This window comes from Pseudosporangium ferrugineum (assembly GCF_003002065.1).
Lineage (GTDB): Bacteria > Actinomycetota > Actinomycetes > Mycobacteriales > Micromonosporaceae > Actinoplanes > Actinoplanes ferrugineus_A.
Genome location: NZ_PVZG01000025.1, coordinates 51,839 through 72,791, shown reverse-complemented (window position 1 = coordinate 72,791; position 20,953 = coordinate 51,839). Strand labels below are relative to the sequence as shown.

20 protein-coding genes and 1 pseudogene are annotated in these 20,953 nt (G+C 72.1%); 6 read left to right on the top strand and 15 right to left on the bottom strand.

Going from position 1 to position 20,953, the window contains the following annotated elements:
• Positions 1-45: 45 nt before the first annotated feature.
• The 6 genes from CLV70_RS34030 to coxB are packed head-to-tail and all read right to left on the bottom strand — an operon-like array spanning position 46 to position 5,124.
• Entirely contained in the window at positions 46-336 is a 291-nt protein-coding gene (locus tag CLV70_RS34030; RefSeq protein ID WP_211304001.1) for a c-type cytochrome, read from the bottom strand.
• Positions 333-1,214 (bottom strand): cytochrome c oxidase assembly protein, encoded by an 882-nt coding sequence (locus CLV70_RS34025; RefSeq protein ID WP_106130729.1) that lies wholly within the window; start codon positions 1,212-1,214, stop codon positions 333-335. Before CLV70_RS34025 ends, CLV70_RS34030 begins: the two co-directional genes overlap by 4 nt.
• A complete protein-coding gene (locus CLV70_RS34020) occupies positions 1,205-1,588 on the bottom strand; it encodes a hypothetical protein (RefSeq protein ID WP_106130728.1) in 384 nt (127 codons plus the stop codon). Before CLV70_RS34020 ends, CLV70_RS34025 begins: the two co-directional genes overlap by 10 nt.
• Positions 1,588-2,193 carry a cytochrome c oxidase subunit 3 gene (locus CLV70_RS34015; RefSeq protein ID WP_106130727.1) on the bottom strand — a complete coding sequence of 202 codons (606 nt, stop codon included), beginning with the start codon at positions 2,191-2,193 and terminating at the stop codon, positions 1,588-1,590. Before CLV70_RS34015 ends, CLV70_RS34020 begins: the two co-directional genes overlap by 1 nt.
• Positions 2,190-4,109 carry a cytochrome c oxidase subunit I gene (ctaD, locus tag CLV70_RS34010; protein WP_106130726.1) on the bottom strand — a complete coding sequence of 640 codons (1,920 nt, stop codon included), beginning with the start codon at positions 4,107-4,109 and terminating at the stop codon, positions 2,190-2,192. The genes CLV70_RS34015 and ctaD overlap by 4 nt, the downstream gene beginning before the upstream one ends.
• A 7-nt stretch (positions 4,110-4,116) precedes the next feature.
• Positions 4,117-5,124, bottom strand: a complete 1,008-nt coding sequence (gene coxB, locus CLV70_RS34005; RefSeq protein ID WP_106130725.1) for a cytochrome c oxidase subunit II — start codon at positions 5,122-5,124, stop codon at positions 4,117-4,119.
• Between the two features lie 156 nt (positions 5,125-5,280).
• Here coxB and ccsA point away from each other — a divergent pair, with 156 nt between their 5' ends.
• Genes ccsA through CLV70_RS33980 form a run of 5 tightly spaced genes read left to right on the top strand, consistent with a single transcriptional unit; the run spans position 5,281 to position 9,758 of the window.
• Positions 5,281-6,015, top strand: a complete 735-nt coding sequence (ccsA, locus tag CLV70_RS34000) for a cytochrome c biogenesis protein CcsA (RefSeq protein ID WP_158277889.1) — start codon at positions 5,281-5,283, stop codon at positions 6,013-6,015.
• Positions 6,012-6,410: a cytochrome c maturation protein CcmE gene (locus CLV70_RS33995; RefSeq protein ID WP_158277888.1), complete on the top strand. Its 399-nt coding sequence runs from the start codon at positions 6,012-6,014 to the stop codon at positions 6,408-6,410. The genes ccsA and CLV70_RS33995 overlap by 4 nt, the downstream gene beginning before the upstream one ends.
• Positions 6,407-8,320: a heme lyase CcmF/NrfE family subunit gene (locus CLV70_RS33990; protein ID WP_106130723.1), complete on the top strand. Its 1,914-nt coding sequence runs from the start codon at positions 6,407-6,409 to the stop codon at positions 8,318-8,320. Before CLV70_RS33995 ends, CLV70_RS33990 begins: the two co-directional genes overlap by 4 nt.
• On the top strand, positions 8,317-8,874 hold the full coding sequence (locus CLV70_RS33985; RefSeq protein ID WP_211304000.1) for a TlpA family protein disulfide reductase: 558 nt from the start codon (positions 8,317-8,319) through the stop codon (positions 8,872-8,874). The genes CLV70_RS33990 and CLV70_RS33985 overlap by 4 nt, the downstream gene beginning before the upstream one ends.
• Positions 8,871-9,758 carry a cytochrome c-type biogenesis protein CcmH gene (locus tag CLV70_RS33980; protein ID WP_106130722.1) on the top strand — a complete coding sequence of 296 codons (888 nt, stop codon included), beginning with the start codon at positions 8,871-8,873 and terminating at the stop codon, positions 9,756-9,758. The genes CLV70_RS33985 and CLV70_RS33980 overlap by 4 nt, the downstream gene beginning before the upstream one ends.
• Before the next feature lie 10 nt (positions 9,759-9,768).
• On the opposite strand, the gene CLV70_RS33975 is transcribed toward CLV70_RS33980, so the two are convergent.
• From CLV70_RS33975 to CLV70_RS33930, 9 genes and pseudogenes are all read right to left on the bottom strand, one after another.
• On the bottom strand, positions 9,769-10,176 hold the full coding sequence (locus CLV70_RS33975) for a BON domain-containing protein (RefSeq protein ID WP_106130754.1): 408 nt from the start codon (positions 10,174-10,176) through the stop codon (positions 9,769-9,771).
• A 139-nt stretch (positions 10,177-10,315) separates the two neighbouring features.
• A complete protein-coding gene (locus tag CLV70_RS33970; protein ID WP_106130721.1) occupies positions 10,316-10,747 on the bottom strand; it encodes a response regulator in 432 nt (143 codons plus the stop codon).
• 51 nt (positions 10,748-10,798) lie between these two features.
• Complete coding sequence (locus CLV70_RS33965; protein WP_106130753.1) at positions 10,799-11,503, bottom strand: DUF4142 domain-containing protein; 705 nt, start codon at positions 11,501-11,503, stop codon at positions 10,799-10,801.
• Positions 11,504-11,583: 80 nt separating this feature from the next.
• On the bottom strand, positions 11,584-12,081 hold the full coding sequence (locus CLV70_RS33960; RefSeq protein ID WP_106130720.1) for a MarR family winged helix-turn-helix transcriptional regulator: 498 nt from the start codon (positions 12,079-12,081) through the stop codon (positions 11,584-11,586).
• 120 nt (positions 12,082-12,201) lie between these two features.
• On the bottom strand, positions 12,202-12,663 hold the full coding sequence (locus tag CLV70_RS33955; RefSeq protein ID WP_106130719.1) for an SPW repeat protein: 462 nt from the start codon (positions 12,661-12,663) through the stop codon (positions 12,202-12,204).
• A 64-nt stretch (positions 12,664-12,727) separates the two neighbouring features.
• A complete protein-coding gene (nrfD, locus tag CLV70_RS33950) occupies positions 12,728-13,789 on the bottom strand; it encodes an NrfD/PsrC family molybdoenzyme membrane anchor subunit (RefSeq protein WP_106130718.1) in 1,062 nt (353 codons plus the stop codon).
• Complete coding sequence (locus tag CLV70_RS33945) at positions 13,786-14,748, bottom strand: 4Fe-4S dicluster domain-containing protein (protein WP_106130717.1); 963 nt, start codon at positions 14,746-14,748, stop codon at positions 13,786-13,788. The genes nrfD and CLV70_RS33945 overlap by 4 nt, the downstream gene beginning before the upstream one ends.
• A 2-nt stretch (positions 14,749-14,750) precedes the next feature.
• Positions 14,751-18,035: pseudogene (gene fdh / locus CLV70_RS33940) on the bottom strand (formate dehydrogenase); the annotation flags it as partial.
• 66 nt (positions 18,036-18,101) lie between these two features.
• Entirely contained in the window at positions 18,102-19,118 is a 1,017-nt protein-coding gene (locus tag CLV70_RS33930; protein ID WP_245908646.1) for a permease, read from the bottom strand.
• Between the two features lie 161 nt (positions 19,119-19,279).
• On the opposite strand from CLV70_RS33930, the gene CLV70_RS33925 reads away from it, so the two are divergent.
• A complete protein-coding gene (locus CLV70_RS33925) occupies positions 19,280-20,953 on the top strand; it encodes a phytoene desaturase family protein (RefSeq protein WP_106130713.1) in 1,674 nt (557 codons plus the stop codon).

Below are 20,953 nucleotides of genomic sequence, written 5' to 3'. Positions count from 1 at the left end.
CGAGGTCCGGCATGGCCGTTCCGGGCTCGACGGCCTGCGGGTCCATCACCCAGTGCTGCAGGTTCGGCCCGCTGTTGACCAGTTCCCGGCGATGTACGAGCGGCTGCCGAACTTGGTCAGCGGCGGGCCGACGAGCCCGTTCGCCCCCTTGACCCCGGGCACGGTGTGACAGGAGCCGCAGCCGTACGTGGCGATGAGCCGCTCGCCGCGGGCCGGATCCCCGTCGGGCACTTCGGCCGGGGGTCCCGGTGGCACCGCCGCGCAGGCGGCCGGGGCCAGCAGCAGGGCGGCGGTCGCGGCGAGCGGCCAGACGAGCCGCAGTCGACGGGCGATCATGCCGGTATCTCCTCTCGGCTCGGACGCAGTTCGCGGCCGGCGGGGCTGCTGCGGTCCAGCCGGACCATCCAGCGCAGGAAGACGGCGACCGCGGCGACGAGCATGACGACGTCCATGGGGATCCACATGATCAGACCGGCGAGCTGCTGGTCGGCGAGCGGATCGGGCCCGGCGACGGCCGCGGCCGGGTAGATCGGCGCGGACGCCAGGGTCAGCACGGCCCCGAGCGCGGCGGCGGGCATCCCGGCGGCGAACAACAGCAGGAAGGTGGCCGGTCCACCGAGCCCTCGGTGGCCCGGTGCCAGCACCGTGGACCACAGCAGCCACGCGGCGGCGGTGAAGGACAGATGCTCCACGCCGTGGATCCAGGCGCCTTCCTCGGCCCACATGTACGGCTTCGGAAGATGCCACAGCCACAGCACGACCGTGTGCACACCGGCCGCGACCAGAGCGAGGTTGAGCGGCCGCCGCAGCCAGCGTCCGGCCGCACCGGTACGGAAGCGGGCGATCACCGTACGCACGCGGCGCGGCGCGGCGAGAGTGAGCGGCAGCCCGGCGCCGCCGGCGGCGAGCAGGGGCCCGGCCACCAGCAGCAGGATCATGTGCTGGACCATGTGCCCGGCCAGGGACCGTTCGGCCGCCTCGTCCACCGGGCCGCGCTGGGCGAGCAGGAGGACGACGAGCCCGGCGGGGAACGCCGCCGCCCGCCATCGCGACACCACCGCGCCCGCGCCGCGGCGCCCCCACAGCTCGTGCACGCCACGGCCGTATGCCGCGCCGAGGCCGGTCACGGCCAGCAGACCGGTGACCTCGACCCACCGGTCGGCAGCATCCGCGTCGGCGTGGGCGAGGACGACGGCCGCGGCGGTCACTGACATGGCGACAACACCAGGACCGCGGCGCCGCCGGCGGCGATGATCGACAGGAAGAGGGCGTTGGCGCACATCCCGATGAGCAGCATCATGCCGGTGCGCTCCATCCGCGGATCGTCGTCGTCGTCGCGCGCCGCGGTCGCGCGCCGCCACCCGCGCCAGGCGAGCAGCAGGGCCGCGAGGGTGATCAGCGCCGGCACGACGACGCCGGCGCCCACGATGCCGCGGATCGGAATGCCGCCCACGCTGGTGTTGCCGGAGCGGCAGGTGAGCTCGTCGACGCCCCAGGCGAGGACGAGGTGCAGCGCCCAGGCGAGTGCGCCGCCCAGCACGGCGAACCAGAGCAGGAAACCGCCGGCTCGGCGGGTCTGTGTCGGCATCACAACCTCGGTGACAGGTAGAGGCTGATGAAGATGGCCACCCACACGACGTCCACGAAGTGCCAGTAGATGGCGGTCAGCCGCACGCGCTCGTGCCGGCGGTAGCCGAAGCTGCCGCGCAGGGAGGCCGCCAGCAACCAGCCGACCATGAGGAGTCCGACGGCGACGTGGAAGCCGTGCAGGGTGGTGATGGAGTAGAACAGCGAGCTGTACGCGTCGGTGGTCAGCGTGTGCTTCTTGAGGTCCTCGGAGTACTCCCACGCCTGCAGTCCCAGGAACGACAGCCCGAGCACGAGTGTGATCGCCAGGCCGGCGCGCAGCCGCCACCGTTGCCCCTTACGGATGCCGCGTTCGGCCCACATCACCGGAACGCTGCTGGGCAGCAACACGGCCGTCATGATGATGACCTTCATCAGCTTCGGGTCTTCCAGCGGTGGCGGCGGCCACTGCGGACCCGACTGGAAGCGGACGTAGAAGTAGCTTCCCAGCATGGCGGCGAACACCGTCGCCTCGGTCGTGACGAACAGGATCATGCCCCACCACCCGGTGGTGCGTCCCGACGGCATCTCCGCCGACAACAGCCGCGGAGAGGTCACCGCGGTCATGACGCCACCCCCGCTTCCTCGGGCGTGCGTTCCGGCGGCCACATCCAGCGGGCGACCGTGCCGAAGATCAGCAGGGCGCCGGCGCCGGCGAACCAGTACCACCCCCAGAGCAGGCCGAGCACGACCACGAGGATGCCCAGCGCGCTGACCAGCGGCAACAGGGACGCCTCGGGCATCTCGATCGCCCCTTCCTCGCGGCCGTCCAGCTCGCTGGTGGCCATGGCCTGGTGATCCGGCAGAGGAGGGTCGGTGGCGAGCGCCGCGGTGGTCCGCTCGTCCCACATCGGGTGGACACTGTGCACCGTGGGCACCGTGACGAAGTTGTACGGCCGCGGCGGCGAGGTCGTGGCCCACTCCAGGGTGTCCCCGCCCCAGGGGTCGTCGGGCGCCAGGCGGCCCCGCCGGATGGCCTGCAGCACGCCGATGAGCACCAGGAGCAGACCCACGGCCAGGACGTACGCGCCGATGGTGGAGATGAGGTTCCACAGGTCCCAGCCCAGGTCACCGGGATACGTGTAGATGCGCCGGGGCATGCCGAGCAGACCCGACACGTGCATGGGCATGAAGGTGGTGTTGAAGCCGATGAAGACGAGCCAGAAGGCCCAGCGGCTGAGCTTCTCGGCGTACATCTTGCCGGTGAACTTCGGCAGCCAGTAGTAGATCCCGGCGATCATCGGGAAGACGGCGCCGCCGAAGAGCACGTAGTGGAAGTGCGCCACCACGAAGTAGGAGTCGGTCACCTGCTGGTCGAAGGCCGTGATGGCGAACATGACGCCGGTGAAGCCGCCCAGGACGAACGTCACGATGAACCCGACGACGAACAGGAACGGCGTACGCACCACGATCCGTCCGCGCAGCATGGTGAAGAGCCAGGCGAAGATCTGGATACCCGACGGGATGGTGATCAGCGTGCTGGCCGCGCTGAAGAAGCTGTAGGACAGCTGCGGCAGCCCGGTGGCGAACATGTGGTGCACCCACACGCCGAAGCTGATGATCGAGATGGTGACGATCGCCAGGACCATCAGGGGGTACGCCACGACGCCGCGGCGGCAGAACGCGGGCAGCACCGCCGAGACGATGCCCAGCGCCGGCATCACGATGATGTAGACGTCTGGGTGCCCGAAGATCCAGAACAGGTGCTGCCACAGCAGCGTGTTGCCGCCGTGAGCCGGATCGAAGAAGTGCGCGCCGAAGCGGCGGTCCAGGAAGAGCATCGCGTTGGCCACATTCAGCGCGGGCAGCGCGAAGATCACCATGAAGGAGGTGCCGACGATCGCCCAGACGAACAGCGGCACCCGGTTGAGCGACATCCCCGGAGCGCGCATCTTGACCACGGTGACGATGAAGTTGATCGCGCCGGCGGTGGTCGAGACGCCGAGGAACAGCAGGCCGAGCGAGTAGACGTCGAGGTTGATGCCCGAGGAGTAGGGCGTGTCGGTCAGCGGCACGTAGCCGAACCAGCCGCCGTCCGGGGCCCGGCCGACGAGCTGGCTGGAGAACATCACGGTGCCGGCGAAGGCGAAGACCCAGTAGCCGAACGCGTTCAGCCGGGGGAAGGCCATGTCCCGGGCGCCGATCATCAGCGGCACCAGGAAGTTGCCGAAGCCGAAGAACATCGGCGTCGAGAACAGGAAGATCATCGCGGTGCCGTGCATGGTGAACAGCTGGTCGTACGCCTCCGGCGAGAGCACCGTGGCGTTCGGCCGGGCCAGCTGCGTACGCAGGATCATCGCGTCGGTGCCGGCCAGGATGAAGAAGATCCCGGCGGTCACCATGTAGCGGCGGCCGATGCGCTTGTGGTCCACGGTGCTGAACCAGCTGCGCAGCGACGGCCGCTCGCCCCAGTCCTTCTCCAGCGCGGCGACGGCCTCGCTGCGGGAGGCGGGGCGCGCCTGTTCCTCGGTCTCGACGCTCATGCGCTCCCTACTTCAGCGATTGCAGGTACGACAGCAGGTCCGGGAGGTCCTGCGCGGCGACGGGTTGCGGCGGCATCGCGTTGCCCGGCTTGATGGTCTGCGAGTTGACGATCCAGCCGCCGAGGTGGCCGGCGTCGTTGGGTGCCGCTCCCGCGCCGATGCTCCAGCGCGAGCCGATCGTGGTGAGGTCCGGACCGACCTCGCCCACCGCGGAAGTCCCGCGGATGGTGTGACAGGAGGCGCATGAGCTCTGCTCGAAGATCTGACGGCCGCGCTGCTGCGCCGTGGTCAACGTGCCGGTGGCGGGCTGAGCGGTGGCGGCCACCCAGGCGTCGAACGCGGGACGCGGCTCGGCGACGACCATCAGGGCCATGAACGCGTGCTGCTTGCCGCAGTACTCCGCGCACTGGGCCCGATAGGTGCCGGCGCGGTCCGTCTGCAACCACGTCTCGTTCACCTTGCCGGCGATCAGGTCCGTCTTGGGCATCAGCTGCGGAACCCAGAAGCTGTGCTGCACGTCCGCGGTGCGCAACCGCACCTTGACCGGTTGCCCGACCGGGATGTGCATCTCGTTGGCGGTCACCGCGCCGGCGCGATCCGGGTAGTGGATCTCCCACCACCATTGGTGGCCGATGACCTCGACGGTCACGTCCGGCTTCTCGCGGGGGGCGGCGAGCGCGTTCAGGTCGCGCAGGCCGAGTCCGTACGCGGCGACCAGGATGACGAACGGGACGGCGACGCCGAGCACCGTGATGGCGCCGATCGCGTCCCCGCCCTTGATCGTGGCGGTGGCCCTGCGCCGGCGCCACAGCGCCCACCCCAGGATCAGCATGACCTCGGCGAAGACGGCCATCGAGATCCAGAAGAGCAGCCACCAGAGTCCCTCGATGCGCTGCGCCCCGGCCCCGGACGCGTGCAGGGTCGACTGCCGATGCCGGGCGCACCCCGCCAGCAGCAGCACCGACAGCACGATCGACAGCCGCCACAGGCGCTGTCGTGGATGGCTGTGCCGCATCCGGTCTCCTTCCGTCAGCGCGGCCGCCCTTGCCCGTCCCGCCGGGCGCTAAACGGTGCGCCGGGCGGAAAACGCCGCAAGATCTCGATGCGCGGCCGTTTGAGCGCCGATGCCCCGGGCAAGGGCGCGCCACCGGTTTCCTGCGGAGGAGCACACATGCCGAACAACCTGCCGACGCCCCTGCTCGACGGCCGCCGCGCGACCCGGGACCGACGCAACCTCGGCTGGGCAGCGGCGGGGCTGAGCGCGGCGGGCATGATTGCCGCGCTGACCGTCGCGCCCGCCGATGCCGTCCAGGGCCAGGCGCAACGTCTGATGTATCTGCACGTGCCCGCCGCCTGGACGGCGTACCTGGCGTTCTTCGCGGTACTGGTCAGCAGCGGCGCCTACCTGATCTGGTCCGATCCCCGGTGGGACCGGGCCGCCCGGGCCGCCGCGGAGGTCGGCCTGGGCGCCACCGTCATCACCTTCGCCGTGGGCACGTTCTGGGGCCGGGCGACGTGGGGCGTCTGGTGGGCCTGGGATCCGCGGATCGTCAGCACGATCGCTCTCTTCCTCGTCTACGCCGCGCAGGTGACCGTGCGGGGAACCGAGCCGAAGCCGCATCGCGGCGCCCGGCGGGCCGCCTGGCTGGGGGCGGCAGGGTTCGTGATGGTCCCGGTGGTGCACTTCTCCGTCGTGTGGTGGCGCTCGCTGCACCAGCAGGCCACCGTGCTCGCGCCGAGCGCCAGCCCGCCGATCGACACCGTCATGCTGGCCACCCTGTTGCTCTGCGTCGCCGCATGCACGGTCACCGCGGGCTGGTTGTTCCTGCGCCGGTTGGCGGTCCTCGAACTGCGGGCGGGCGTACGGGCGCCGGCGAAGCGAACCGTCGGGGCGGGGCGTCCGTGACACCGCGACGCAGCCGTGCGCTGCTGCTCCTGATCGTGGTGGCCGGTGTCGCCCTGCTGGTCGCCGCGGGCCTGCAGAACACGCTGACCTTCTACCGGTCCCCCAGCGAGGTCGCCGGGCACATGTCGGCTCACGAGCGGGTGCGCCTCGGTGGCGAGGTCGTGCCCGGCTCCCTGCGTACCGAAGGGGGGCTGACGCGCTTCCGCATCGGCGACGGCACCACCGAGATCGCGGTGGAGCAGGTCGCCGACCTGCCCGGGACGCTGCGCGAAGGGCAGGAGGCCGTCGTCGAGGGCGCCCTCGACGCCGAGGGCGTCTTCCGGTCCGACACGGTGATGGCCAAGCACGGCAACGAGTACCGGCCTGCCGAGGCGGGCGGGCAGGACAGCCGGTGACCGGCCAGATCGGTGGGATCGTGCTGGGCGCCGGGCTGGTCGCGGCGGTCGCCACCGCGCTGCTCTGGTCCCGCGTGGCGCTGCTCGGCGTCTCCGCACGCCCCGCACGGGCGGCGACGTGGGCCACCCTCGCCATGGCCGTCCTGGCCTGTGCCGTGCTCGAGGTGGCGCTCGTCGGCCACGACTTCAGCATCCGGTACGTCGCCGAGAACGGCGGCCGGGACGTTCCGCTGTATTACACGGTCACGAGCCTGTGGGCGGCGCTGGACGGTTCCCTGCTGCTGTGGTTGCTCGTGCTGGCCGGTTGCGCGGTCGTGGTGGGCGGCCGCCGCCCCGAGCGCTCCGGGCCGCTGCAGCCGTACGCGATGGCCGTGATCGGCGTGGTGGCGGTGTTCTTCTTCGCGCTGACGTACTTCGCGGCGAACCCGTTCACGGCCGTGTCCCCGGTGCCCGCCGACGGCCCCGGGCCCAACCCGCTGCTGCGCGAGCACCCGGCCATGGGCGTCCACCCACCACTGCTGTACGCCGGCTACATCGGACTGGTGGTGCCCTTCGCGTACGGGGTGGCCGCGCTGCTCGCCGGGCGCACCGACCGCCTGTCCGTCACGGTGGTCCGGCGCTGGACGCTGGTCTCGTGGGTTTTGCTGACCGGTGGCATCACGCTGGGCGCCTGGTGGTCGTACGCGGTCCTCGGCTGGGGCGGCTACTGGGCCTGGGACCCGGTGGAGAACGCCTCGCTGTTGCCGTGGCTGACCGCTACCGCGTTGCTGCACACCCTGCTGGCGGGCCGCCGGACGCCGGCCCTGCGCTCCTGGACGATCGCGCTCGCCTGCAGCAGCTTCCTGCTCGTGCTGGTGGGTACCTTCCTCACCCGCTCCGGCGCCGTCGCCAGCGTGCACGCCTTCACCGCCTCACCGCTGGGTCCGATGCTGCTGGGCTTCGTCCTGCTCAGCGTCGCCGTGGTCCTCGGGTTGCTCGTGTCGCGGTCCGGCACAGCGGCCGCGGCGAATCCGTCGCCGCTGCTGGCCCGGGAGTCGGTGATGCTGGGCAACGCCGTGCTCATGGTGGCCGTCGCGGCGATCGTGCTGACCGGCACGCTGTTCCCGCTGCTGGTCCAGGCCGTCCAGGGACACCGGGCGGCCGTCGGGCCGGGCTACTTCAACCGGGCCGCCGTGCCGGTCGCGCTGGTCGTGCTGCTGCTCATGGGACTCGCGCCGCTGCTGCGCCCCGGCCGCGCCGCCGACCTGCGAGACCTTCGGGTACCGGCGTTCGCGGGACTCGCCGTCGCGGCGGTCATCGGCATGCTCAGCCGCCCCGGGGTGCTCGCGCTGGCCGCGTTCGCGCTGGGCGCGTACGTCCTCACCGGCCTCGCCCAGTCGCTGGTACGCCGGCGCGGCGACCTGCGGCGGTGGGGCTGGATGACGGCGCACGCCGGCATCGCGGTCGTCGCCGTGGGGGTGGCCGCGTCGTCGGCCTACACGGTGAGTTCCGAACGGCAGCTCCGCGCCGGTGAGAGCATCACCGTCGGCGGCGTCACCGCACGACTCGAGACCGTGGACCGCCTCGGCGCGGCGAACGGAATGCGGGTCCGGGTGCGTCTCGCCCTCGGTGGTGACGCCGGCGGCACCAGCGAGCCGCAGTTGCGCTACTACCCCGCCCGGGACCTCACGGTCAGCGTGCCGGCCATCCGCTCCGGTGTCACCGGTGACGTCTACGCCACCGTGCTCGGCGCCGCGCCCGACGGCACCGGCGCCACCGTACGGCTGGCCGTGAATCCTTTGGTGTGGCTGGTCTGGCTCGGCGGCGGCATGACGGCTCTCGGTGCACTGACGGCGGCGGTACGCGCGCCGTCGCGACGCCGCTCGCCCTCCCCGTCGCCGGAGACTCCCGTGCCGGTGGGTGCGGCGTGAACCGGCGGCGGATCGCCGGCGCGGTGCTGGCCGTGGCCGCGGTCACGGTGCTGGGGGTGACGCTGGCATCCGGCATGCAACGCGCGTCCGGCGACACGACCCCGGCAGCGACGGGACCGGTGACCCAGGCCCGGACCGGCGCGGCACCGCCGCTGCGCGGGCGGACCTTGACCGGCGCACGCTTCGACCTGACCACGCTGCGCGGCAAGGTGGTGCTGGTCAACGTGTGGGCGTCCTGGTGCGATCCGTGCCGCCAGGAGCTTCCGGTGCTGGCCGGCGCCCAGCGCCGGTGGTCGGCCGACGGGCTGGAGATCGCCGGTATCGACATCCGGGACAACGCCGAGTCGGCCCACCGGCTGCTCACCGAGCTGGGCGTCCAGGACCTGCGCAGCGTCGCGGACCCGCAGGGCACCGCAGCGGTGGCCTGGGGTGCCCGTGGTGTGCCGGAGACGTTCGTCGTGGACCGCGCCGGGCAACTGCGCTGGTGGGCGCAGGGCGCGGTGGACGCCGCCTGGCTGGAGCAGCGGATCCCGCCGCTGCTGGCGGCGTCATGAGGCTGCGCCGGCTGCTCCTGCTGGCCGTCGCCGCCGTGCTGCTGGCAGCGGCGGGAACGGCCGTCTGGCGGTCCGCCGCACCTCGCCCCGAGACCGCGCACGGCATCGCCGAAGGGCTGCTGTGCCCGGCGTGCCAGGGCGAGTCCGTGGCCCAGTCGCAGTCGCCGATGGCCGCCGCCATGCGGGACACCATCGACCAGCAGCTTGCCGCCGGCCGCACCCCGGACCAGGTACGCCAGTTCTTTGTGGACCGTTACGGCGAGGGCGTCCTCGCCGAACCCGGCTACGACGGCATCGGGATCCTGCTCTGGCTGGTGCCGTTGCTGGCCGTCGCCGCGGTCGTCCTGATCGTGCTCCGGCAACGCCGGCGCCGCCCCGCGGCGCCGCCGGATCGGGACCCGCGGACGCCGGCGCCGCCGATCGGGCGAGCCCGGATGTGGGACACCGTCGCGGTCGCGGTCATCGCCCTGGTCGCCGTCGTCGCGTTCGCCGGCCCGGACCACGACAGCGCCGATCCGCCGGCCCGCGCCGCCGCGGACTCCACGTCATCGCTGCTGACGCTCGCGCGGTCGCTGGAGGGCCAGGGCCGGTACGCCGAAGCCTCCGAGGTCTACCGCGATGTGGTGGCGCAACGGCCGGACGACCGTACCCGGCTGCGGCTGGCGTTCACCCTGCTGCGGTCCGACAGGGCGGCAGAGGCGGCCACGACGGCCGGACAGGTCCTGCACGACTCCCCCGGCAACACCGAGGCTCTGCTCCTCCTGGGCCTGGCGCGACGCGCCTCCGGCTCGCCGGACGCGACCACCACCCTGCGCCGCTTCCTGAAGGCGGCACCGGACGATCCCGCCGCGCCCGAGGTCCGCCGGCTGCTCGCCAGGTCCTGAGCCGGCCGGCTCACCAGTCGTCGGTCATCAGCATGTTGCAGACGTCGTGCACGCCGGGCGTCGACCAGGCGCACCGACCGGCCGCATCGCGCACCTCCGCCGTGTCCACGGCACCCTCGAGGATGACGACTCCGTTCTGCACGGTCACCTGGACATGACGGCCACGGATGCGCGTGTCGGCCACCAGGCCGTCGGCGACCCGGTGCACCAGCCGCAGGTCCGCCTCGTCCGCGAACTCCTCGGCATCGTCCCAGGCGGCCCCGTCGTCGGGCTCCTCCCAGGATTCCGGCAGCTCAACGTCGTCGTTCCAGCAGTAGCTGCGTTCGAAGTCGTCCCAGAGGTCGTACGTCCCGGCATCGTCGCGGCGTCGGGAGCCGTCGGCATCGTCTGAGGGTCCGGGCGACGAGCAGGGGGTCATGGCAGGCTCCTCGGTCGGATCGATCGGGCGGGCCGGGACCGCGCGAGCGAGCGCTCCGGCCACAGGGGAACACGCTCGCACCGGCACATCGCGGAGGCCCTGCACCCGCATGACAGTTGTGTGACGGTCGCCGGTGCACTCATGACGGCCGGGCGACGACGAGGAAGGCGGCGGACTCCAGGGTGCGGACGATGTCCGTGAGGCGGGCAAAGTCGACGGGCTTGGTCACGTAGCCCTGCACCGGCAGCGCCTCGCGCCGGACGATCCACTCCGCGGCGGGCGAGTCGACGAGAACGACCACGGGAAGGTCCCCGGTCTCCGGGCGATCGCGCAGCCACTGCAGCAGATGCCGGCCGTCATGACCGGGCAGGCTCAGATCGAGCAGCACCACATCCGGGACCGGCGCCGACTCGTACGGCGGCCGGCGCTGCAGGAAGTCCACGGCCCGCCGCGCGTCATGGACGGCATGCACGCGGTTGAGGACCTTGTGCGTCTCCCACATCTCCCGCAGATAGAGCTCCTCCGCGGGATCGTCCTGCACCAGGAGGAACTCGACCGTCGCAGGAACCATCGAATCTCCCCGGATAAGTGCATGAGTGCACGGAAAGGCTCGATGATAGCCCTACGCCCGGGTACGGACGTACAGCCGGATCCCGGTGCCCACGCCCAGGGCAACCATCGCCGCCAGGATGACCCACAGGATCGCCGGTTCGACCGGGGGCGTGACACCGGTGTTCGCCCGGGCGAGCGCCAGCCCCGAGGTGTCCTGCGCGGCCGGCAGGGCGGCCGGCGCGAGCATCTCGTAACGCACCAGGCCCGTGCTTTCGAGCATCTTCATGTGATTCATCACGAAGATGTTCGCGTCGTCGGCCAGCTTGCGGACCACCGGATCGCGGGTGGCCGCCCGCACCGCCCCGATGACCGGGAAGATCTTGCCGTGGGCGTTGCGCAGCCGCGTGACGAAGATCTGGTCGAATTGGCGGCCCCGGTTGCTCTGCATCTCGTTGAGCCAGCCCTGCTGCTGAGCGGTCGGCGTCGCCGGGATCGTGGTGCCGAGCTTGTTCGCCGCGTCGACGACGAGCCGGTCCAGCTCGACATGCTGGTCGGCGATCATGGCGCCGACCTTGCGCACCTGGGCGGAGCCACCCCGGGTTGCCGCCATCTGACCTGCGGGAATCTCCCAGAGGCCGGCCTGGCGTACCCCGTTGAGCAGCAGCATGTCCGCCGCGTTCAACTGGGTCGGGCCGCCGGGCGCGGCCGCCGCGGCACCAGCGGGGACGGCGACCAGCGCGGCGACGGCGGCCAGGACGGCGAACAGGCGTTTCATCAGCACCTCCGAGGATCTCGGGGTGGAATACGCAGCGGGAGCCGGAATTGGTTCACATGTGCACGTATTTTTCGATGACGTCAGGCGGACTCGGCCCAGCGCCGCCACCATTGCGCGTCGGTGACCTCGCCGGAGGCCTCCACCAACGCGTCGACCACCGCGGCGAAGGCGATCGGGCGGGTCATCGACAGGTCCGCGACCAAGGCGCCGATCTCGGCCGCCCGGCGCCGCATGACCTCACCGATCAAGTCGCGTCCCGCCGGGGTCAGCGTCACCCAGGCGGCCCGCCGGTCGTCGTCGCGGGCGCGGCGGGCGACCAGCCCCTTGCGAACCAGCCGATTGCACATGCGCGTGGCGGTCGAGGACGTCACCGCGAGCTCCTGCGCCAGGTCGGTGACCCGCTGCGGCCCTCGGGACACGAGCAGGACGAGCGTGCGGAACTGGCCCAGCGTCACGTCCTCGTCGAGTCCGGACAGCGAGCGGGCCGCGAGACCGACGAAGACCCGGCTGAGGGCGAGCAACGCGGCGGTGACCTGCTGTTCGGCCTCGTCGCGTCGCCCGGCGGCGGAAACCGTCATGGCCCCACTCTGGCACAGCCCGCCGGCGCACCCCGCGCCGGACGGCCGTCGCCGCGCGGCCCGGACGCGCCACGGTGGAGCCGGTCGGACGACCGACTCCACCTGGATGTGGATGTCGTGTCAGGCGCCGCGACGGGACCCGGACGAGCGTGAGCCCATCGTCAGGATCATCGCCGCCGCGACCCCCAGCACCAGGACGATGCCGCCGGTGATGACGTTGTTCAGCACGATGCCGGTACCGGCGGCCGACTGCTGGATCACCCACTGGGACACCACGATCCAGCCGCCGATGACGGCGGTCGCCCAGCTGAGCCGCACCATGCGCTGCGGCATGAGGGTGAGTCCCAGCGCCACCACGGCGACCGCGATCCCCATGATCAGATTGCTGAGGGTCACGTCGGGTGCGGTCGCGTTGAAGTGGATCACCCACGGCGAGATCGCCAGCCACAGCCCGGCCAGCAGGACGAGGCCGTCGGTGATCACGGCGGGACCGCTGGCAGAGGCCCGTTCGTAGCGGGCCTGCATCTCGACGAGGTCGGGGTGGGTGGCCATCGTGGCGCCGTACCGCGATGTTTCGGTCATTCTTCTCACCTCCAGAGAGAAGACTCGGGTACGGACCGCCTACCCCATATCACCCCTGCCCCATTCAGCCGCCGGCACCGGTTTTTGCGGCATGGTCTGCACGTTCACGCTGTGGCACCACGGTGTAGCGGGGCTCCGTGGCGGAGGTTGCGCCGGCGTGGAAATAGCCCAGACGCGCGAAGAGTGACCCCGCCACGAGCGCTGTGCCGCCGGCGATGTCCAGGGCCCGGCTGCGCCGCAGCGCCGACAGGGCCAGCAGCGCCGCTCCCGCTCTCGTGGACCACCGGGCCGCCGTGAGGTACCGCCCGGCGCGGCCCTGGGACAGCGGCTCCGCCACCATGCCCAAGCGCTTGTGCACGGCCCGGTCGCAGGCCTGCTCCACCAGCGCCCCGGCGATACCCACGACTCGAGCCGGGGCAGCCTCGCCCGGCGCGGACGTGGCGGCGGCCAGTCCGCCGGAGGCGGCCAGCGCGCTCGCGCCGAACAGGTACGGCAGCTCGCGACGCGCGTCGTGCCACACCGGCACGGCCGTGTCCGCGATCAGCGCGCCCGTGTACGTCGTGACCGCCGGCGCGAGGACGGTGGCGGCCAGCCCGCTCGGCCGGCCCAGCGCCGCGATCATGGGCCGCACCGGGCCGGGCAGGCGCTCGCGGGCCTCGTCCAGCGCGGCCACGGCGACCAGCGGGGCGAAGCCGCTGAGGATCCACGTGCCGACCGACATGGGCGAGCTCGGCTTGAGGACCCGCAACATGTGCACGAAGCGGCCGGGGCGTCCCAGATCGTGAATGAGCGCGGCCAGGGACAGGCCGGTCGCGGCCACCGCCGCGACGCGCGTCGAGCGGCGCAATCCGATCCGCCCGGTGAGGTCTGCACCGGCGGCGAGCAGGGCGGAACCACCGGCGACGCCGCCGAGGAAGAAGTAGCCGGCGATGTCCCGGGACTCCCACACCGGAGCTTTGAGCACTGAGCGGCCGTAGTAGGAGCGGAACTCGGCCGGCGGCACCATTTCGCCGCCGCGGCCGGCCTTGCGACCGCCGCGGGCGCCGATGCGGGCCTCGCGGCCCGGCGCTGTGCCGTGCAGGCCGTCGCGGCGTACCTCGCTGCCGTGCTGCTCGGAGGCGCTCATCGCCGGGCTCCCAGGAACGCCGCCGCCACGGTCGCCGCCACCCCGACCGCGGCCAGGGCCGTGTGCTTCCAGGTCCGGGGCAGGTCCCGGGTGGTCACCACCGGGTCGGGCGGGAAGCCGTACACCTCGGGCTCGTCGAGCAGCAGGAAGAACGCGCCGGCGCCACCGACGCCGTCGTCTGGGTCGGCGCCGTACAGGCGTGCTTCCAGCACACCGGCGTCGTGCAGGTTCTCCACCCGGTGTGCGGCGCGCTCACGCAGGTCGTCGAGCACTCCGTACTGGATGGAGTCGGTGGGGCACGCCTTCGCGCAGGCCGGCTCCTGGCCAGCGGTCAGCCGGTCGTAGCACATGGTGCACTTCCACACCCGGCCATCGTCCTTGCGCTGGTCGATCACGCCGTACGGGCAGGCCGGCACGCAGTAGCCGCAGCCGTTGCAGATGTCCTCCTGCACGATCACCGTGCCGAATTCCGTACGAAGCAGTGAGCCGGTCGGGCAGACGTCGAGGCACGCGGCGTGGGTGCAGTGCTTGCAGACGTCGCTGGCCATCAGCCAGCGCAGCTCCTTGCGCCCGTCGGGCGTGACCGGCGCGGGCATCGGGCCGCCGGGCAGGGGCCCCGGGCGGATGGCTCCGGTTTCGGTGCCCAGTTCGGAGCCGTGTTTCTGGCCCAGACCCTCGTGCACGGCCTCGGCGCTCGCGTGCGTCGCCGTCGCGCCGGTCGGCATGGCGATGACGGCGTTGTTCTGTCGGCCGAGCGGCTTGTCCTGCTCGATGAAGGCCACGTGCCGCCAGGTGTCGGCGCCCAGCATGCCGGTGTTGTCGTACGACATGCCGAGCAGGGACAGGCCGTCGTCCGGGATGGCGTTCCACTCCTTGCACGCCACCTCGCACGCCTTGCAGCCGATGCACACGCTGGTGTCGGTGAAGAACCCCATCCGCGGCGGGTTGTCGTCGCTCATGCGCCGCCTTCCTTCGTCGTACGGTGGGCCGTACCCGTCTGGTCCGTCACGCCGGCCCGGCGGCGGTAGTCCTCCACCAGCCGCAGGCGTTCCGGGCCCCGCGGTCGCCGGCCGGGACGGATGTCGCAGGTGAGCGCCTTGGCTTCCTGGATGTGCACGTTGGGGTCGAGGGACAGGTGGGTCAGCTCGTTGGCGCCGTCGCCGGTGCTGATGCCGTTGCTGCCCCAGTGGTAGGGCAGCCCGACGTGGTGCACGAGCCGGTCGTGCACCCGCATCGGCAGCATCCGGTCGGTGACGAGCACCCGCGCCTCGATGGCGCTGCGCGCGGTGACGATGGTGGCCCAGCCCAGATGCTGCAACCCGGCCTCGTCTGCCAGTTCCGGCGACACCTCGCAGAACATCTCCGGCTGCAGCTCCGACAGGTACGGCAGCCAGCGGCTCATGCCGCCCGCGGTGTGGTGCTCGGTCAGCCGGTACGTGGTCAGCGCGTACGGGAAGACCTGGCTCCCGGGTTCGTCGCCGCTCGGGTTGTAGCGGTCCACCCCGCGCTTGGTCATCTGCCGGGCGGGGTTGTGCTGCTGGCCGTACAGCAGGTTGGGCACCGGCGACTCCTGCGGCTCGTAGTGGGCCGGCAGCGGCCCGTCGGTCAGGCCGGCCGGCACGTAGAGCCAGCCCTTCCCGTCGGCCTGCATGATGAACGGGTCAATGCCTGACAGCGCGTCCTGCCGCTTCGCGCCCTCCGGCGGCCGGTAGTCCGGCGCCTTCGTCGGCTGGAAGTCGGGCACGTCGTGGCCGGTCCACGTGCCCGCGTCGGCGTCCCACCAGACGTACGCCTTCTTCTCGCTCCACGGCCGGCCCTCGGGGTCGGCGGAGGCCCGGTTGTAGAGCAGCCGCCGGTTGGCCGGCCAGGCCCACCCCCACTCGGGTGCCACCCAGTTCTGCTCGGTGTGCGGCTTGCGGCGGGCCGCCTGGTTGGTGCCGTCGGCGTACGTGCCGCAGTAGATCCAGCAACCGCAGGCCGTGGAGCCGTCGTCCTTGAGCTCCTCGTACGACGACAGGAACGCCCCGTCGGCCGTCCACCCGTTGATCTCCTGAAGCACCTCCTGGGCGCTCGGTTCGTCGCGCTCGCCGTGGGTGGAGTAGCCCCACGTCAGGTCGAGCAGCGGACGATCGATGTCGCTGGTGGAACCGGCCAGCTTGGCCCGGATGATGCGCCCGAGGTGGAACCAGAACCACAGGTCGCTGCGGGCGTCGCCGGGCGGGTCGACGGCCTTGTGGTGCCACTGCAGCATGCGCTGGGTGCTGGTGAAACTGCCGTCCTTCTCGGTGTGCGCGGCGGCGGGCAGGAAGAACACCTCGGTGCCGACACCCTCCGGGCGCATCTCCCCCGACTCGACCTCCGGACCGTCCTTCCACCAGGTGGCGGACTCGATGAGCGAGAAGTCCCGGACGACCAGCCAGTCCAGGTTGGCCATGCCCAGGCGCTGCGCCTTGGCGTTGGCCGAGCCGACCGCCGGGTTCTGCCCATTGAGGAAGTAGCCCTTGCACACGCCGTCGAGCTGGGCCTGCACGGTCTTGTAGGTGCTGTGGTCGCCGGTGATGCGCGGCAGGTAGTCGAAGCAGAAGTCGTTGTCCGCCGTCGCCGCGTCCCCCCAGTACGCCTTGAGCAGGCTGACCGCGTACGAACGCATGTTGCCCCAGTAGCCCGTGTCGGCGGAGTCGTCGGCCACGTACTCGTCGAGGCTGCCGTGCGAGTCGGGGTGCGGCATCGGCAGGTAGCCGGGCAACAGGTTGTACAGCGTCGGGATGTCCGTACTGCCCTGGATGCTGGCGTGCCCGCGCAGGGCGAGGATGCCACCGCCCGGGCGGCCGATGTTGCCGAGCAACAACTGCAGCACCGACGCGGCCCGGATGTACTGCACGCCGACGGTGTGCTGGGTCCAGCCGACCGAGTACGCCCACGCCGTCGTCCGGTCCCGGTTCGAGTTCTCCGTGATCGCCCGGGCCATCTGCAGGAACACGTCCTCCGGGATGCCGCACACGCGCGCCACCATCTCCGGGGTGTAGCGGCCGTAGTGCCGCTTGAGCACCTGGAAGACACACCGCGGATGCTGCAGGGTCTCGTCACGCTCCATCCGGTGCAGGCCCTGCAGCGACGCGCCGTGGCTGCCGTGCTCGTGCCCGCGCCCGGTGGCATGCCGCCGGTGCGACTGCTCCTTCGCGCCCTGCTGACGCTTCCCGGCCGCACTCGCCACGCCGGTGCCCTCGTACTGCCAGGAGTCGGTCTGGTAGCTGCCGGTGTCATCCTGCCAGCCGGAGAACAGCCCGTCGAGGTCCTCGGTGTCCTGGAAGTCCTCGCGCAGGATGGTCGCCGCGTTGGTGTAGGCGACCACATAGTCCCGGAATTCCAGGCCGTTGCTCAGCACGTAGTTGATCAGGCCGCCGAGCAGCGCGATGTCCGTGCCCGCACGGATCGGCACGTGCAGGTCGGCCAGCGCGCCGGTGCGCGTCAGCCGCGGGTCGACGTGGATGAGCGTGGCACCTCGCGCCTTGGCCTCCATGATCCATTGGAAGCCGACGGGGTGGCACTCGGCCATGTTCGAGCCCTGCATGACGATGCAATCGGCGTTCTGCAGGTCCTGCTGGAAGGTCGTCGCGCCGCCGCGACCGAACGAGGTCCCCAGACCGGGGACGGTGGAGGAGTGTCAAATACGGGCCTGGTTCTCGATCTGTACGGCGCCCAGCGCCGTGCCGAGCTTCTTGATCAGGTAGTTCTCCTCGTTGTCCAGCGTGGCGCCGCCGAGCATCGCGATGCCCATCGTGCGGCGTACCCGCCGGTCCTGCTCGTCGGTCTCGACGAAGGTGTCGCGGCGGGTGGCGATGACCCGGTCGGCGATCATGTCCATCGCCGTGTCCAGGTCCAGGTCCTCCCACTGCGTGGCGTACGGCCGCCGGTAGCGCACCTTCGTCTCGCGCAGCGGGTTGGTGACCAGCTGCTTGGTGGCCGCGCCCTTGGGGCACAGCCGCCCGCGGCTGACCGGCGAGGCGGGGTCGCCCTCGATCTGCACGACCTTCTCGTCCTTGACGTAGACGAGCTGGCCGCAGCCGACCGCGCAGTACGGGCACACGCTGTCCACGACCCGGTCGGACGTCTCGGTGCGAGGTTGCAGGCGATCCGTCGGCCGGGAGCGGGCGGAGCTGCCCCGGCCCGAGCCGTCACCGCCGCGCAGGGCGGCCTTGGCCTGCCGCAGCGCCGGCCACGGCAGAAATGTCTCACGCAAACCCACAGGCACCTCCGGTCGTCGACCCGGCGGCGCCCTACCCGCCGCGAGCCGGGCCAAACGGCTCGTCGATCACCGGCTGAGCAGGACCATCAGCGCGGCGGCGAGCATGCCACCCGCGGCCGCCACGCCGGCGGTCACGACGGTCACCCGCCATCCGAAGGCCCGGCCCACCATGACCATCCCCGGCAGGCTGACCGCCGGCAGCGTGACCAGCAGCGCACCGACGCCGCCGAGCGACAGCCCCGCCAGGGCGAGCCCCTGCGCGACCGGGATCTCGCCGGCCGTCGGAACGACGAGGGCCGTCCCGACGAGGGCCGCGACGAGCACGACGAGGATCCCCGAGCCGGTGCTGCCGCCGAGCGGGAACAACCAGCCCCGGAAGCCGCCGACCAGCATGACGACCACAAGATATTCGGGTACGAGCACCAACGACATCCGCAGCAAGGCTCGCAGGTACCGGCGCAGGGACGGCGGCGGGTCGGCCGCCTCCTCGACCACTGTCGACGCGGCCGTGCGCCCGTCGGTCAGCCGCGCCACCAGCGCCGCCCCGCCCACCACGACCAATCCCCCGGCCACCAGCCGGGTGACGGTCCACTGCCACGGCGCGACGAACAGCAGGAACACCAGCACAGCCGGGTTGAGCAACGGGTTACCCAGCCAGTACGCGACGACCGCGGCGGTGCCGACCCCCTGCCGCTTGAGCCCCACCGCGACCGGAGCGGTGCAGCACGTACACATCATCGACGGGGTGCCGGCGAGGCCACCGGCCAGCGCGGACCGCAGCGTCCCGCGCCGGTTCAGCGTCCGCAGCAGCCAGGTTCGCGGCAGCAGCGTCTGCAGCGCCGCGCCGATGAGCAGAGCGGCCAGCAGTGCTCGCCACACCGCCTGCGCGTACGCCCCGGTGAAGCTCGTCGCGGCCGCCCAGGACGGCGCGTCGCCCGGCCGCACCCCGCCCACGCCGAGGATGTCCGAGCCCGGCCAGGCGCCGATCGTGGCGAGCCCCGGGACCTTGGCGGCGTACGGGAGCCACTTGGCCCATGCCAACAAGGCCACTGCCAGCGTGAGGGCGGCGACAACGCCCACCACCAGCCTGGTCCGTGCGGGTCCTGCCGTGGCGGGTTCGCTCGCCGCTGCCATGCATCCTCCGATGATCTGCGTGCGCGGGGGCGCGGCTACCCGTCCTCGTGCTGGTCAAACGTCGCGGTGCAGCCGTGTAGCCGGTACGGGAGAGGGGCAGGCAGCGGCCTGTGACCGAAAATCGTGCCTTCCGCCGCCGCCCTCGTCCTCCCCGCTACGACGCCGTCGTGATCGGCGCCGGGCACAACGGCCTGGTGGCGGCCAACCTGCTCGCCGACGAAGGCTGGAGCGTGCTCGTCCTGGAGGCCCAGGAGCTGCCCGGAGGCGCCGTGCGCTCCACCGACCTGCTGGGCCCCGGGTACACGACGGACCTGTTCAGCGCCTTCTATCCGCTGGGCGCCGCGTCGCCCGTCCTCGGCAGCCTGAATCTGCCGGGCTACGGCCTCCAGTGGGCGCACGCACCGCTGGTCATGGCCCACCTGCTGCCGGACGGACGCTCGGCGATCATGTCGCGCGACCTCGACGAGACGGCGGCCTCCGTGGACGCGTTCGGCGCGGGTGACGGTGCTGCCTGGCGGGATCTGGTGCGCCGGTGGGACCGCATCGGCGACGCGGTCCTGGCGGCCCTGTTCCACCCGTTCCCGCCCGTACGGTCGGGTCTGGATCTGCTGCGGCGGCTCGGCCCGGCCGACGCCGCCCGCTTCGCCCGCTTCGCCACCCTGCCCGTGCGCCGCATGGGTGAGGAACAGTTCCGGGGCGAGGGCGCCCGGCTGCTGCTGGCCGGTACCGCACTGCACTCCGACATGGCCGCCGACGAGCCGGGCAGCGCCGTCTTCGGCTGGCTCATGACCATGGTCGGCCAGCGCTACGGCTTCCCCGTGCCCCGCGGCGGCTCGGGCATGCTCACCGAGGCACTCGTGCGCCGGCTGCGCGCCAAGGGCGGTGAACTGCGCTGCGGCGAGCCCGTCGAGAAGGTCCTGGTCCGCGGCGGGCGGGCGCACGGCGTACGCACCCACGGCGGTGACATCGTCCTCGCGCGCCGGGCCGTACTGGCCGATGTGGACGTCCCCACGCTGTACCGCGACCTCGTCGGCGAGCGGCACCTGCCCGGCCGGTTCGTCGAGGACCTGCGCCGGTTCATGTGGGATCCGTCCACCCTCAAGCTCGACTGGGCACTGTCCGGCCCGATCCCCTGGAAGTCGGCGGAGGTCGGGCGGGCGGGCACCGTCCACCTGGGCGCCGACCTGGACGGCCTCACCGACTACACCGGGGCGCTGACCACCGGGCGCCGGCCCGGCAATCCGTTCGTCGTCCTGGGGCAGATGACCACGGCGGACCCGACGCGGTCGCCGCACGGGACGGAGGTCGTGTGGGCGTACACCCACCTGCCGCGGAGCCTGGGCCGGGATGAGGGCGTCGTGCAGCGGCAGGTCCGCGCGGTGGAGGACCTGCTCGAGCACCACGCCCCCGGCTTCCGCGACCTCGTCGTCCGGAAGGTGGTGCAGAGCCCGTCGGGGCTCCACGACAGCGACGGGAACCTGGTCGACGGCGCCATCAACGGGGGCACCACCAAGCTGTTCCAGGAACTGATCTTCCGCCCGGTGACCGGCCTGGGCCGGCCGGAGACTCCGGTCCGCAACCTCTACCTCGCCGGCGCGGGCGCCCACCCCGGTGGCGGGGTGCACGGCGGCCCCGGAGGCAATGCGGCGCGGGCGGCCCTCCTGCACGCCGGCGTACGCGGTTCCCTACGCTCGGCCGCCGTCCGGCTCGCCGTCCGTAGCGTCTACTCCGGCCGCGATCGCGGCGTCCTGCCACCGCCGGTCACGCCCCCGCCGGGCGACTGA

Coding starts and splice junctions, on each gene's coding strand:
- CLV70_RS34030 (WP_211304001.1), bottom strand. CDS start 336: ATGATCGCCCGTCGACTGCGGCTCGTCTGGCCGCTCGCCGCGACCGCC.
- CLV70_RS34025 (WP_106130729.1), bottom strand. CDS start 1,214: ATGTCAGTGACCGCCGCGGCCGTCGTCCTCGCCCACGCCGACGCGGAT.
- CLV70_RS34020 (WP_106130728.1), bottom strand. CDS start 1,588: ATGCCGACACAGACCCGCCGAGCCGGCGGTTTCCTGCTCTGGTTCGCC.
- CLV70_RS34015 (WP_106130727.1), bottom strand. CDS start 2,193: ATGACCGCGGTGACCTCTCCGCGGCTGTTGTCGGCGGAGATGCCGTCG.
- ctaD (WP_106130726.1), bottom strand. CDS start 4,109: ATGAGCGTCGAGACCGAGGAACAGGCGCGCCCCGCCTCCCGCAGCGAG.
- coxB (WP_106130725.1), bottom strand. CDS start 5,124: ATGCGGCACAGCCATCCACGACAGCGCCTGTGGCGGCTGTCGATCGTG.
- ccsA (WP_158277889.1), top strand. CDS start 5,281: ATGCCGAACAACCTGCCGACGCCCCTGCTCGACGGCCGCCGCGCGACC.
- CLV70_RS33980 (WP_106130722.1), top strand. CDS start 8,871: ATGAGGCTGCGCCGGCTGCTCCTGCTGGCCGTCGCCGCCGTGCTGCTG.
- CLV70_RS33975 (WP_106130754.1), bottom strand. CDS start 10,176: ATGACCCCCTGCTCGTCGCCCGGACCCTCAGACGATGCCGACGGCTCC.
- CLV70_RS33970 (WP_106130721.1), bottom strand. CDS start 10,747: ATGGTTCCTGCGACGGTCGAGTTCCTCCTGGTGCAGGACGATCCCGCG.
- CLV70_RS33965 (WP_106130753.1), bottom strand. CDS start 11,503: ATGAAACGCCTGTTCGCCGTCCTGGCCGCCGTCGCCGCGCTGGTCGCC.
- CLV70_RS33960 (WP_106130720.1), bottom strand. CDS start 12,081: ATGACGGTTTCCGCCGCCGGGCGACGCGACGAGGCCGAACAGCAGGTC.
- CLV70_RS33955 (WP_106130719.1), bottom strand. CDS start 12,663: ATGACCGAAACATCGCGGTACGGCGCCACGATGGCCACCCACCCCGAC.
- nrfD (WP_106130718.1), bottom strand. CDS start 13,789: ATGAGCGCCTCCGAGCAGCACGGCAGCGAGGTACGCCGCGACGGCCTG.
- CLV70_RS33945 (WP_106130717.1), bottom strand. CDS start 14,748: ATGAGCGACGACAACCCGCCGCGGATGGGGTTCTTCACCGACACCAGC.